This window comes from Gimesia aquarii (genome assembly GCF_007748175.1).
In the GTDB taxonomy this organism is placed as follows: domain Bacteria; phylum Planctomycetota; class Planctomycetia; order Planctomycetales; family Planctomycetaceae; genus Gimesia; species Gimesia aquarii_A.
Map to the genome: position 1 here is coordinate 772,735 of NZ_CP037422.1, position 12,532 is coordinate 785,266.

The 12,532-nt window shown below is 43.9% G+C and carries 10 protein-coding genes; 2 read left to right on the top strand and 8 right to left on the bottom strand.

Annotated elements, in window-relative coordinates:
- Positions 1-176: 176 nt before the first annotated feature.
- The 3 genes from V202x_RS03180 to V202x_RS03190 all read right to left on the bottom strand — a co-directional run bounded on the left by V202x_RS03180 (position 177) and on the right by V202x_RS03190 (position 3,934).
- Positions 177-2,078 carry a DUF3857 domain-containing protein gene (locus V202x_RS03180; RefSeq protein ID WP_145171134.1) on the bottom strand — a complete coding sequence of 634 codons (1,902 nt, stop codon included), beginning with the start codon at positions 2,076-2,078 and terminating at the stop codon, positions 177-179.
- Between the two features lie 239 nt (positions 2,079-2,317).
- Positions 2,318-2,557, bottom strand: coding sequence for a hypothetical protein (locus tag V202x_RS03185; protein ID WP_197993194.1), 240 nt, complete (start codon positions 2,555-2,557; stop codon positions 2,318-2,320).
- A 555-nt stretch (positions 2,558-3,112) separates the two neighbouring features.
- Positions 3,113-3,934, bottom strand: coding sequence for a sugar phosphate isomerase/epimerase family protein (locus V202x_RS03190; RefSeq protein ID WP_145171136.1), 822 nt, complete (start codon positions 3,932-3,934; stop codon positions 3,113-3,115).
- Between the two features lie 391 nt (positions 3,935-4,325).
- On the opposite strand from V202x_RS03190, the gene V202x_RS03195 reads away from it, so the two are divergent.
- Positions 4,326-5,687 (top strand): hypothetical protein, encoded by a 1,362-nt coding sequence (locus tag V202x_RS03195; protein WP_145171138.1) that lies wholly within the window; start codon positions 4,326-4,328, stop codon positions 5,685-5,687.
- Between the two features lie 240 nt (positions 5,688-5,927).
- Here V202x_RS03195 and V202x_RS03200 read toward each other — a convergent pair whose 3' ends face one another.
- The 5 genes from V202x_RS03200 to V202x_RS03220 all read right to left on the bottom strand — a co-directional run bounded on the left by V202x_RS03200 (position 5,928) and on the right by V202x_RS03220 (position 10,987).
- The gene (locus tag V202x_RS03200; protein ID WP_197993195.1) at positions 5,928-6,365 is read right to left on the bottom strand and encodes a hypothetical protein; all 438 of its coding nucleotides are present in this window, start codon (positions 6,363-6,365) and stop codon (positions 5,928-5,930) included.
- Positions 6,366-6,472: 107 nt separating this feature from the next.
- Complete coding sequence (locus tag V202x_RS03205) at positions 6,473-7,534, bottom strand: BPSS1187 family protein (RefSeq protein WP_145171140.1); 1,062 nt, start codon at positions 7,532-7,534, stop codon at positions 6,473-6,475.
- A gap of 233 nt (positions 7,535-7,767) precedes the next feature.
- Positions 7,768-9,276 carry a hypothetical protein gene (locus tag V202x_RS03210; RefSeq protein ID WP_145171142.1) on the bottom strand — a complete coding sequence of 503 codons (1,509 nt, stop codon included), beginning with the start codon at positions 9,274-9,276 and terminating at the stop codon, positions 7,768-7,770.
- A 443-nt stretch (positions 9,277-9,719) separates the two neighbouring features.
- Positions 9,720-10,277, bottom strand: a complete 558-nt coding sequence (locus V202x_RS03215; RefSeq protein WP_197993196.1) for a PspA/IM30 family protein — start codon at positions 10,275-10,277, stop codon at positions 9,720-9,722.
- Positions 10,278-10,393: 116 nt separating this feature from the next.
- Complete coding sequence (locus V202x_RS03220; RefSeq protein WP_145171146.1) at positions 10,394-10,987, bottom strand: RNA polymerase sigma factor; 594 nt, start codon at positions 10,985-10,987, stop codon at positions 10,394-10,396.
- 298 nt (positions 10,988-11,285) lie between these two features.
- On the opposite strand from V202x_RS03220, the gene V202x_RS03225 reads away from it, so the two are divergent.
- A complete protein-coding gene (locus V202x_RS03225; RefSeq protein WP_197993197.1) occupies positions 11,286-12,527 on the top strand; it encodes a lactate racemase domain-containing protein in 1,242 nt (413 codons plus the stop codon).
- Positions 12,528-12,532 lie beyond the last annotated feature (5 nt).

Consider the following 12,532-nt stretch of genomic DNA (forward strand, 5'->3'; position numbering starts at 1 on the left):
ATAAACAGTCATGTGAGGACTGATTGTTGTCCCAACTCCTATCTCTCATTTTAACAGTTTGTTTATGAGAGAATAGGCTTTTTCTACACTACCGACACCAATTCCTGTTTGTAAGTTCATTTAGTAATTATCAGAGAGCCATACTAATTAAATAAACCGAAATGTGTACATGTGTATTAGGCAACTTTTTTCATTAAAACGACATCCAGAGCATCTGCACGGGTACAGGCTTCCCAGTACTCTTTAAATTCCTGATATTGATCTTCAAACACAATACCCCCTCGATGGTCCACTTCGCGTTTGCAAATGAGACATGAACCTTCGACAAATACGGATGCCTGATAACGCCCCCACTTACATTCCAGTTCATGTGAGTAAGGCAATCCATAACCTTGATATCCTGGAGGGATTTCAATTTTGTGATCATCGGTGAACCGAACAGGGTTGGGAGTTTGTAACGCTGAAGTTCTTTTTTGGACATTTACCAGACCAACGGTATGCATTGATCCTATCCAGGGGATGCGAAAAAGAATGATATCTTCAATCTGTCGGGACCATTTCTCCAGTGTAGTCCGGTAGGTATAGCTTACTTTTTTAGAAATATCTTTGAGGCTGATAAATCGAGGTGATTCAATTCTGGCTCCTGTCAGATGAGCCGCTAGTTCTTTTTCCAGGGTGAGTGCCGTAGATTCTACATTTCGGTTCACATATTTCAAACGAAGTTCCATGGCGGTATCGCCGGTCGTTGTTACTTCAGCTGTGAACTGATAACTGCAATCTTCTGACAAAACACCATGACAGACGCGATTGATTTGATGACTTTGAGAACCACGATCAGGAATCGTGGTCAGTTCGCCGCCATTGGAGTTCAGGAGTAGCGCCTGAGTACCTTGATCGTTTGTTGGCAGATCTTTAAATGTAACAGGTCCACCAGCAGGGTCTAACCAAAGACGCTTTCCATTTTCCAAGTCAACACAAACGATGGCGTGGTCAAATCGTGCTCCCGGTAAAAAAGAGACTGAGCCGTTCATACGTGTAAGAAGGATTGCGATGTTACATTTGATTTCCAGATGTCTCAGCATGGAAACCATCAGAGATGATTTATCTTTACAGTCGCCTCGCATGTCCTCCAGCATGGAACCCACTTCACGCGTCTTTTCCAGGTTCAGTTCATTAGGGTGTCGTCCATACCTGACGTCTTCAGAAGAGTACTTATATATCGAATAGAGTTTCTCTTCTTCACTCTGATCTTCCTGCGTGAGTTCTTCGGACAATTTCTGAATTTGGGAAGGTGTTTTTTGAGGTGGATCCAGATCCTGCATGTAAAATTTTGTGACCGGCTCCCAGGAAGACAGTGTTGTAAAATCGACCCATGGTAAGACATCCCTTGGATGAGGAGTACCATCATCTGTTTCATAACCGGGGACATCACGCATGTCCCACTGGTAGACATGATATTTTCCCTGTTTCCATTTCTCAGGCGCTTGTTCTGTGAGATGCAATTTAAACTCAAACGAAAACGGCTCGGCGATGGCGACAGTAAAACGCAGTCTACGACAAGGAATTGCAAAGCGCAAAAACTCTTGCCCCCACATACAGGCCGCAATTCGGTCTGGAGTAAAAAAATCTTGTTGCTCTTCGAATTCAACCGTCACACCTGGTCGAAGTGGATAAAAGTTTAAATAAGTTTGTCCATATGGTTGAACGACTTTTTTGGCTTTCTTAGAACTCCCATCGGGGAGATGGACTTTGGCTGTTTGAATTTTATAAAGTGAGGTTTGGCGATCATAAAAACGGTAGACTTCATCCCATTGTGCTAACGATTCATTTGCATGAAGTTTTGTCAGATTATGCGCGCGTCTTGTGATTGTTCCATCTCGATGTAACACACAAACGGAATCGGATAAGAGAATGTATTCTCCCCAATGTTGTAATTCTTCTTCAGAAACTTCCGGCTGACAGACTTCTTGATATGGGATGCGTGTTGCAAAGGAAAACGTGCTACGCGCCATTTTAAATCGGGTGCGCCAAAGCTTACGTTTTGGTTTCAAAGTCAATACTTTACTGCTTTGATTCAATGCGGATGATTCTTTCAGTCTGCTGAAAATTGATAAGCGGTGCCTGGGCAATTGTAGCGTTAAAGCAAGTCCAGATGCCACTATAAGAGGAGTAGGGTTCTTTTCTGATTCTTACTCAGTAAAGTGGCTCAAGTTAAAGATTTTGAAATACGCGAGCAGTAGAAATAGAAGAAGCGACCGAAATTTCGATCGCTTCTTACTCGTTATGGCTTGTTGTCTCCAAATACTAAAAAGGACGATTATCGTTTCCTTTTAGCAGCTTTTTTCTTCTTTGGAGCGGCTTTTTTCTTCTTCACTGCTTTTTTCTTAGCCTTTTTCTTTGGAGCGGCTTTTTTCTTAGCAGCTTTTTTCTTCTTTGGAGCAGCTTTCTTCTTAGCAGCTTTCTTCTTCACTGCTTTTTTCTTCTTTACTGCTTTTTTCTTCTTTGGAGCAGCCTTTTTCTTTGGTGCTGCTTTTTTCTTTGCCTTTTTCTTTGCCACCGCAAATCCTCCTTTGAGAGTTAAACGAGGGCTGCCTTGCCGCTGGCTCCGGGCTATAAGTCGGCAAAGGTCTGCCACAACGAATAAGAATTGAGTTTGTCAACCTTGACAAACCCCGATGTTTGCCCTTGTTGAGAATGAAGTATCATGAGATCAAACGATTTCTAAATTGACACTCATTACACAATAAGGACTTACATCCATTTAATGTGGATCATCGTAAATATTTCCTAAAATTCTGCAAGTCATTTATTTTGTGAAATGACTATTTTTGGCTTGTTGTAAAGACACGCGTACTTTGTGATTCCACTTAAAATCGTAGCGTTTAAGTAATGATTTCATTAAACGCAACGTATAAGTTATAAAAAGAGAGGTTGATTTAACACTACTATAATAGCGTGAAAACAACCTCTTTGATGTTTTTAAAATCAGTTTGTTTATAAAAAGTTGTTTGAAAAAAACAGCAGAAGCGTTTTCAAAAAAGCATAAAAAGTACGTCAAATTTTTTTTGCTGTTTTCTGAAATTTTTTTGCTTGATCGCTTTTTTTGAGCGTTTCAGACGCTTTCCCAGACATCTTTCATGTAACGAAAACTATCGCGCGCGATCAATTCTGCGCCTGGTTCATAATCAAAAACTTCAACAGAGATCCATCCTCGATAGCGACTTTCCTTCAGCGCTTTAAAGATGGGATGATAATCTGTCTCGCCCATTCCTGGTCCCAGGAGGTTAGAATCATTCACATGAAAGTGCCCTACTTTTGTATCATACTTCTGAATTAATTCAGGAATGGATTCTGTTTCTGCACCCAACATAGCTTTCACATCTTGATGTAAAACAAAATTATCGGCTTGAACCATATCAATCAGCTTCATGGCATCTGCACAGGTATTTATAAAATTGGTTTCTTTGGTTGTGAGTGGTTCCATGCAAATACGCACACCGCGCTCTGCAATTGCAGGTAGGCTGTTTTGGAAAACTTCTGCGGCATTTTCGTATGCTTGCTCGGCTGACATGCCTTCTTCAATATCGCGTTGAAAAGGAGAACCAAACACCATTAAGTCACCACCAAGATCGGCACAAAGATTCCCCAGCTCGATGAGATAGTCTGCTGTGTTTTTTTTGATCTCCGTATTGTTAGTGGTCAAGTGTAACCCTTCTGTTTTTGCCAGAAGCCAATGCAGACCAATGATTTCCAAATCACGGTCTTCAGCAGTTTTGCGGATTGCAGCTCGTTGTTCTGCAGAAATATCTGAGGGGCGGTCTGCAAAAGCGAATGGCGCTAATTCAATTCCTTTGTAGCCGATTTCGGCAATCAGATTACATTGTTTTTCCCAGTCCCAATCAACAAACAATTCCTGGCAAATCGCAAACTTCATGTAAGTATCTCACTTTACTATGGAAAAGATTTCAGAGTGAATTCATCCCTTTGAGGATAGCAGGCTGTCAATGTTTCATCGAGGTATAACAAGGTTTCTCTTAGATCAGTTTTGAAGATTGCTATCACAGGAGTTACGTCACATTTCCAGTAACCGAGTTTCGAGTACTGAATCAGTCGAATGCGCGGTTTTATATCGAAGGAGAACTCAACAGTGTATCGATTGTAGTGATCGAACGGTTTGTGGTGACCACTGAGAAAAGAATGAGTAGTAAGACAAAGTGGAATAGGTGTATCGGTTAAGAGATGACAAGTTTAGTGACGAAGTAGATTTTAACTGTATCCAGTTTTCAATTTTGTTTGCTGAAATGAATAAGTAGAGGAATAGACCAATGAAAAATACAACCTGGATTCCCCTTCTGGCGGCCGCAATGATAATGGCCTGCTTTGGAGAGAATGCCCAGGCAGGCTACCTGGGAGCAGGTAGTTATAACTGTTGTCCCACAGAAGCATGTGCATCCTGTGGTGATTATAGCGCTGCCAAACAATGTTCAAATACCTGTTACAAGACAGTCATTGATACTGTCTGGGAAAAGCAGAACTACACCTGTCAAAAAACAGTGTATGATACGATCTGCGAAAAAGTTCCTGTTCAATACACCAAGAATGTTTACAAGACCTGCTACCGTGATGAATGCTATACGGTTTGCAAGCCTGTCTACAAAACTTGCTATCGAGACGTTTGCTACAAAGTCTGTCGTCCCGTTTACAAGACCTGTTATCGCACAGTAACCTGCAAACGCAGACGGCCCGTTTATAATACTTGCTACCGCGATGTATGCTACTCGGTATGTAAGCCTGTTTATAACACTTGCTATCGCGACGTTTGTTACACAGTAAGACGTCCAATTTGCGAAACTCACTATCGGGATGTCTGCTGCACGATTTACAAAACAAAATACAAAACCTGTTACCGGGATGTCTGTCGTACTGTTTGCAAGCCTGTTCATACCTGGCATAACGTTGAAGTTTGCTGTGGTGAATGGAAAACAACCACAGAACACTGCCCCGGACCAGTCGTTGAAAAATGTATCTGTGAACCAGGGACCTGGGAATATGATTGCAGCTCATGCTGCCCGATCTACAAGCCCGGTTGCTGCAAAACAGTGAAAGTTCAGTGTCCTGGAACAACAATTTGCCGACGTATCTGGTGTCCCAAGACGGTGACCAGAAAGGTTTGCTGCACAACTTACCAGCGCGAAGTAAAGCACGAGCGGGTTCCTTACACAGTATGTGAGCGAGTTCCTTGCACGATTACCAAAAAGGTGCCTTACACATGTGTTCGTTATGAGTGTGAAACACGAACCAAGAGAGTTCCTTACACAACCTGCAAGATGGTACGCGAATGCCGCACTCGGAAAGTTCCTTACACGACTTGCTGCTGGAAGGAAGAATGTGTTACTAAACAGGTTCCTTATACAACTTGCACTATGGTTTCAGAATGCCGAACCAGAAAGGTTCCTTATACCACCTGTAGCTATGAGCAAAAGACCTGTACCCGAAAAGTTCCTTACACAACTTGTCAGCAAGTGTGCTGCACGAGATATGTAACGCGAACCAAATGTGTGCCACGAACTGTTTGTGTCACGAAAACACGATGTGTGCCAAGACAAGTCTGCCGTAAAGTGCCTGTCTGCTGCCCCGCGCCAAAGACATGCACTGCACCGGCTCCCAAGACTTGTGTCAGCAACTAGTCAAAGAGAAGCCAGAAGCGCTTTCAGTAATTGAAAATTGAAACTGCGAGAGGGCGGTTGATCTCGAATCAACCGCCCTTTTTGTATTTTCCTATCGTGATTCAATCAATGCAGAATCAGTAAGATCATCGAGCCGCTTATATCAAATCTATTGTCGACTTATCAATTTCGTGCTAAGGAATAAGAAGTGACGTATGATGATTACATTCCATCGTGTAATGGAAATTCATTGAGTGAAAACTAATCTGGTAGGATTTGAAATAAATAGGACATCAAAATAAGAGCCCTGCCACTCCAGGCAAAAGTTCTAATCCAATTAGTCACAACCAGGGCTCGGTGATGTACAGGATCAAAACCGGAAGATAATGCATGATGTCGTGGGACCTGTAATAGAGCGGTAGAGAACCAGACAACGAACAGTAATGCGACACCACCCCAGGTGTAGTACGGGCCCATTCCGGCAGGGGGCCAATATACGATCGCCACTGTTGTCGCAGCTTCGATCAGCATCATGGGGCCTACTACCAGCGTTGTACGCAATTGGTGGGCTTGTTGGTACTTTGCGAAACTTGATCTACCTACTAGATCGTACATGGGATAGTGAACGATTTGAACAAACCAGATCAATCCAACCATGTAGAATGTGGAAATCAGTTGTAGTAAAAAAAGCGTTTTCAAAAAGTCATCCTCTCCTGTAATGAGTTTTTTAAGGGGAGTGCTTCCTGAGAATCATTTTATCTATATTGAAAAAATATCATTTCCACTTGTGTTTTATACTTCTGTTTTTAACTTCCGCGTTGATTCTTATTACACCGCGGATCCATAAGGACCGGTTTTCCTGTTTTTTCGATTGGGTGTGTAAAGAGATATTTCCAGACTTGTTCGTGAATGTATTTCCCTTTCGCATCTTTGCCGGCATTGCCACCGGGAACTACAGACGAGTGGGCGCGGCGGGTATTTTTCTTCACATCAAAGTCCGTAATCAACCGTCGTGTGTTCGCATATGGGGGCTTTGCTTTATCGACATTGACGATTGGACCATATTTGTGCAGGCCAATCAGTTCCCAGGAACGGCAGTAATGATCTGCAGTCCAGCCGCCGTCCAGTACATGCGAAAAACCGAAATAGCGATTGGTGGGTGTTGCGGAAGGGAGTGTTTGCCAGTTCTGCAACTGATCTCGCGGGCCGCAAAACATCACCACGCGTCCGACCTTCTGATGTTTAGCAAAACGGGCGGCGGTCGTTGAGCCATGAGAACTACCGGCCATGATGACATCTTCCCAGCGCAAATCGTTTCCGTCCGGTGTCAGATAAAAATCCCATTTGCCTTGCGGATTCTTTTTCGCTAGCCACTTCACAAACTGCAATGCGCGTTCTTTCATGCCATCCGGTTTGGGAATGTCAACCTGATTGCTGAAATTTTCGCCGGTTGCTGCTTCCAGTCGCACATTACCTCGGCAGGATTCTCCCACTGGTTGTTCACGGCAGACTTTTGAAAACCAGCGGTTAGCGTAGTGTACTTGTATTGCGTGTAGACCATAGCTGGAGAGTCGATCAAAAAGTTGGCTGTTATAGCCCATCAGCCAGATAACCAGTTTGCCACGTGGTTTCACTCTAGTATCGACAACGGCATGTTCAAGATCCTGTACCTTACCACCAGATTTAAAAACATAGCCGAGTTCTGGATGTTCTTTCGTGCGCGGATCTATTTCGCTGGCACGAGCTTCCAGTTTGTATTCTTGTGGCTTGGGATCGGTATAGTCGAGTTTCCGATCTTCCTCAGCCCCAAGGCTATTGCTAAGCAATTGCGTGAGCACTATGAATACAAGCAACGATTTCAAATTCATGTTCATAAACCAGAATAGAGACAGTTAACCAGATGGGACCACTCCCATACTGAATATATTCCAGATGACTATGAATTCCTACTCTGTTACTTTGCTCTAGTCAAAACTTTAAAGAGAAAGAACGTTCTGATTATGAAAGCAAAGGAATCGTTTACGGATTAATACACGCGCACTTGAATCCAAAGATCATCCGAAATTTGAAACGAGGCTACTCTACTGGCATCAGATGTTCTTTAGAACATCCCTCCGAACGTTTCTAAAAAGAACGAGCTAACACTGGAAGGGTCATCGTAGTGCCACATCGTACGAATGAGATCATACATCATGATAGTACAGATCCCTAACAATAACGTGGAGATTCCAAGAGCGGCAAATGTACCTGCTCCCCATTCCGGTTCAGGTGCCATGGCTGCAGACCGACCACCACTAAAACCTGCGGGGGCGACAAATTCTGCATGACTTTCTCCACTTTGGAATGAGTCATCGAAATCGTCATCGTCTGCATCATAGATGTCATCAAAGTCGTCTTCGTCGTCATCGAAGGCGTCAGACAGCATTGAATCATCGCTGGCGAACTCATCATCGTCGTCGTCATCGAAGAGACCTGACTCACTGTCTTCATCATCGGAATCCAGAATTACTGAGCCAGATGATCCTCCCACATCGCCGTCCTCATTCAGCATAAGCACACTGGTGTCGGCACTGGAATCGGACAGGTCAAAATTACTGTCTTCATCATCCTCAAGAGAGGGAATTTCTAATGTTGCGTCTTTGTCACCACCGGGAGTCATCATGGGGACCGTTTTATCAACATCATCGACATCCATTGGCTCCAGCGAAATTCCACTGTCAGCAGTAATGGAAATATCTTCGTCATCTTCCAGAGATAACCCGCTGGAATCTTCATCAACGAGTGAAATGCCACTTTCGTCGGCGCCTTCAAGTGATATTCCACTATCAAGGGGGCCAGCCAAGGAAATGCCACTATCCGATGCAAGAGAGATGCCACTATCTTCCGCCAGAATTGATGAGTCTCCGTCATCTTCCTGGATCAAAGCCACATCACTGTCACTACCGAGATCGAAGTCATCGTTGCCTACTAGAGCAACATCACTTTCACTGTTAGCTAAATCTGAGTTGTCGGCTACCAGTTTGACATCACTGTCACTACCCTCTTCGAGGTCTAGAGTTTCAAAGTCCGGTTCAGAGTCAGCATCGACCAGTTTGACATCACTGTCGCTGCTGAGATCAATACTGGAATCATCTGTTAGTCTGACATCGCTGTCTGAATCTTCTCCTACGGCAACCAGCTCCGGTTCACTGTCTAGTTGTAGTTCATCGCCATCATCAACAACCAGCCGTACATCACTATCGGAACTGCTCAATTCAATGGGAGAATCCTCTTCCTCTTCATCATGCACACTCCCACGAATCACTGTTGCTTGTTCGCCGACCTCATCCTCATCAATCACACTATCTGAGCCGCTGGTAATGTCCCCTTCTTCCATAATGGCTGAGCCAAACGGGTCATCATCGTCTTCACCCGACATTAGAGGAATCGCGGGATCAGAATCAGCCTGAAACGAACGTCCAAGTTCGTCAATATCCTCCATGCGAAACTTCCACGCGCCTCTATCTGCAAATCCGCGAATTTCGCCATTCTCTCTGAGGCGATTTAATTCATCTGTTTCCATGCCAAGCTGAGCAGCAGCTTCTTCAAGATTGAGATATTTTTTGGCCATTGTGGCGCGACTCCGACATCAATGATGTTAGTTGAAAATGGAAGTAACATTATTCGTCATCGGATCATTAACTGAGAAAGATCAGTAAGATCAAATCCGAAAACCAATAGGCGAATGCCTTTACGAAGAACTTATGGGTTCTTTTGATAATGTCAGTGACACCTTTACCTTCTTCATGAAATCTGATTCGAAACAGAATTTGCCATAAAGAAGCCTATGTGAACTGCTCTACTTATCTATTTTTATTCTAAAATAGAACAGGTCGGTTGCAAGTACCAACTTGTTCTTTGGAACGATCTTCGACAACAAATGTGAAAACGAATCGTTTGTCCACTTTTTTCACATGCGGATATTCTAAGACAAATCAATTAAACTGGTTATAGTGACTTTGATTCAATAGTCCTTTTGCCGGAAATCACGACAACCAAAGTTTTTATGCACGCTTAGGATTGATCTAATTCGCGCTTCAATGCTGCTAATTCCGATTCAATTTGCTCTGAGCGTGATGGAGACAAGCTGGATGCAGATGCTGGTGCTTCAGAGGTCGCTTGTGCAGGAGATTCAGATAGTCCATGGGAGTCTGTTAACTCCAGTTGTTTTCGTTTTGCTTCAGCGAGTCTTGCTTCCAGAGCATGTAAGGTCGTTGTCAAATGTTCGCAAGTGGCTAAAGCTGCCGCATGTTGCTGCTCTAGCCCTGCCATTAAGTCTTCGATTTCCTTTTTTCGGACCAGCGAATTTCGTGCTTCTACTTCCTCACCGGCCGCTAACGCGTTCTTAGCGGCTTCTTTCCACTGTGAAATTTGCTCCTGGTGTTCCTGCAGTTCCTTCTGGATCGCCTGTTTATTGGTAATTGCTGTTTTTACGCTACGGTTAGCGCCCGCGATACCCTCTTTCATCTCAGCAATAATCTGCTCGATTTCAATGACAGGATCTGCTGCATTTTTAAGTAATTGAGTTAGATTACAGGTAACGATGTCAGTGAGCCGACTAAAATAGCTCATTCTCCTCTTCTCCATACTGTATCAAATGGTTCACGAAAAGATTGCGATTTTGAAGGCCCTATCGAGTCAACGCAATTCCCTTCTTTCAGGTTCAATTATATTTCTAAAATCTCATATTATACTTCATTCTGTTGTGAGCCAGTCACACCCATAAGCTTTAATTTCTCGCGTAATTTTTCTCGTGCCAGTCGTAGGCGGCTTTTCGCTGTTGCCAGATTTGTCTCCATTACTTCAGCCACTTCATTGAGGGTCAGCTCTGAATAATGGTGCAGAGTAAATGTTAAACGCTGGTCCTCTGGAATTGTTCCCAGCAGTTCATCCACAATCAATGCCAATTCTTTGATATTGGCTTTCTCTTCTGGTGAAACCACTTCGCTTGCCAGCCGGTTGAGGGAATCATCTTCATCTGTTTTCTTACCGGTGTAAGCTTTCACTAGTGCGTCATGTGATTGACGACGAATACTATCGATCATCAGGTTCCGAGCGACCCTGTACATCCAACCGCGAAATCGGCCTTGAGGTATATAGTCCCACGACTGATTATAGACTCTAAGGAGCGTTTCCTGAGAAAGATCTTCTGAGAGTTGCGAATCTCGAATATTTCTAAAGAAAAAACCAATCAATGGTCCCTGATATTTATCCACTAGTTCATCGAACGCGCGCAGGTCACCACTTTGGATTCGGATCATTAATTGATCGTCTTCTGTCATGATGTTATTTCCTGAATAGAACAGGCCATAGTCTGGGAACAAAGCCTGTGTATCTAATCCTACTGAATCTTGTCAACCATTCAAATCTGCAATCGTCCGGTATTTCTTTTTAACAGGACCAAGTTTTTATACTGTGATATTATGATATTGTGATCAGATATCCTGTAGAATTCACCTGTAAATCGCTAACATTTCAGCCTTGAGTCACTTTTAACTCAAATCAGTAGCAAAAATTGTCAGAAACCCTTTACACTTTATTGATCATTATAAAAAGCTATTGAGCGAACAGGATATTGTTGTGTCGATCACGGAAACCGTCAAAGTCGAACTGAACTACGGGTATACTCGAGAGTTCCAATGCGAAATCCCGACAGAGAGGCTGATTTGGTACCAGCAGGCGCCTCCACCTTTGGAAGATGTTCCGCTGAAAACACAACATGTATTAAATAATCCACTGGAGTTACCCCCACTTGACTTAGCAGTGATCCCCGGGGATAAAATCACGATTGTCGTTGACCGTGAAACTCCAGTAGTCGATGAAATCATTAATTCCGTATGGGATTTTTTTTCAGACTGTGGAATCGAAGCCGCCGATGTGACAATCTTACAAGCACAATCTGGCTCACTCAATCTGCAGCAAAAATTAATGGATTCGGTGAATCCGGAGTTAAAGCAAGATGCGCAATGGGTTATACATGAACCTGAGTCGAAAGAAGGGCTCGGCTACCTGGGAACCTCGGCAAGTGGGGAACGCATTTACCTCTCAAAACATTTGCTGGAAGCGGACTTCATACTTCCGATTGAACTTGTCAGCTACGACCCACTTATAGGATACGCAGGAGGCGGCAGTTTACTCTATCCCGAGTTCTCTTCGCAAGAAGCCGTCATAAAGAGCAGAGGCCAATCACATCGTGAACTGACTCCTGCAGAGAGCAGGCCCCTGCGTCAGCTCATAGACGAAGTCGGTTGGATGCTGGGGCTGCAATATAGCTTGCAGGTCATTCCATCTGCCGGTCAGGGCGCCTCAGAAATCGTGTTCGGCGGTATCGAAGCCACTTTTCGAAAAGGCAAAGAACTTCTCGATCAATATTGGAAGTTAGAACCAAGTTACAAAGCAGAAGTGGTAGTGGTTGCCGTTGAGTGTGGACCAGCAGGCCATGCGTGGACTCAATTGGGGCGTGTTTTAGAAACCGCCAGAAATCTGGTATCTCAGGATGGGCGCATTGTACTGCTCACTGAGATTGATGAGCCGTTCGGTGAAGGGATGCAAATTCTATCAGGTTGTCTTGAACCTCTCGACGCCATTAAACCGCTTCGTGATAGACAGTCCAATGATCTCGTAACGGCTACTCAGATGGCGCTCGCCGCAGACTGGGCACTGATTTGTCTGTTGAGTAAAGCTAAAACCGATGATGTTGAGGATCTGTTTATTATTCCACTCGAGGACGAAGCAGAAGTTCGACGCCTATTACAAACAGATGAAACCATTTCCATTATCGCCTCGGCCCAACATGCCTATGGGCAACTCAAGCAAGAATAACCGAA

Coding starts and splice junctions, on each gene's coding strand:
- V202x_RS03190 (WP_145171136.1), bottom strand. CDS start 3,934: ATGAAGTTTGCGATTTGCCAGGAATTGTTTGTTGATTGGGACTGGGAA.
- V202x_RS03195 (WP_145171138.1), top strand. CDS start 4,326: ATGAAAAATACAACCTGGATTCCCCTTCTGGCGGCCGCAATGATAATG.
- V202x_RS03205 (WP_145171140.1), bottom strand. CDS start 7,534: ATGAATTTGAAATCGTTGCTTGTATTCATAGTGCTCACGCAATTGCTT.
- V202x_RS03210 (WP_145171142.1), bottom strand. CDS start 9,276: ATGGCCAAAAAATATCTCAATCTTGAAGAAGCTGCTGCTCAGCTTGGC.
- V202x_RS03215 (WP_197993196.1), bottom strand. CDS start 10,277: ATGAGCTATTTTAGTCGGCTCACTGACATCGTTACCTGTAATCTAACT.
- V202x_RS03220 (WP_145171146.1), bottom strand. CDS start 10,987: ATGACAGAAGACGATCAATTAATGATCCGAATCCAAAGTGGTGACCTG.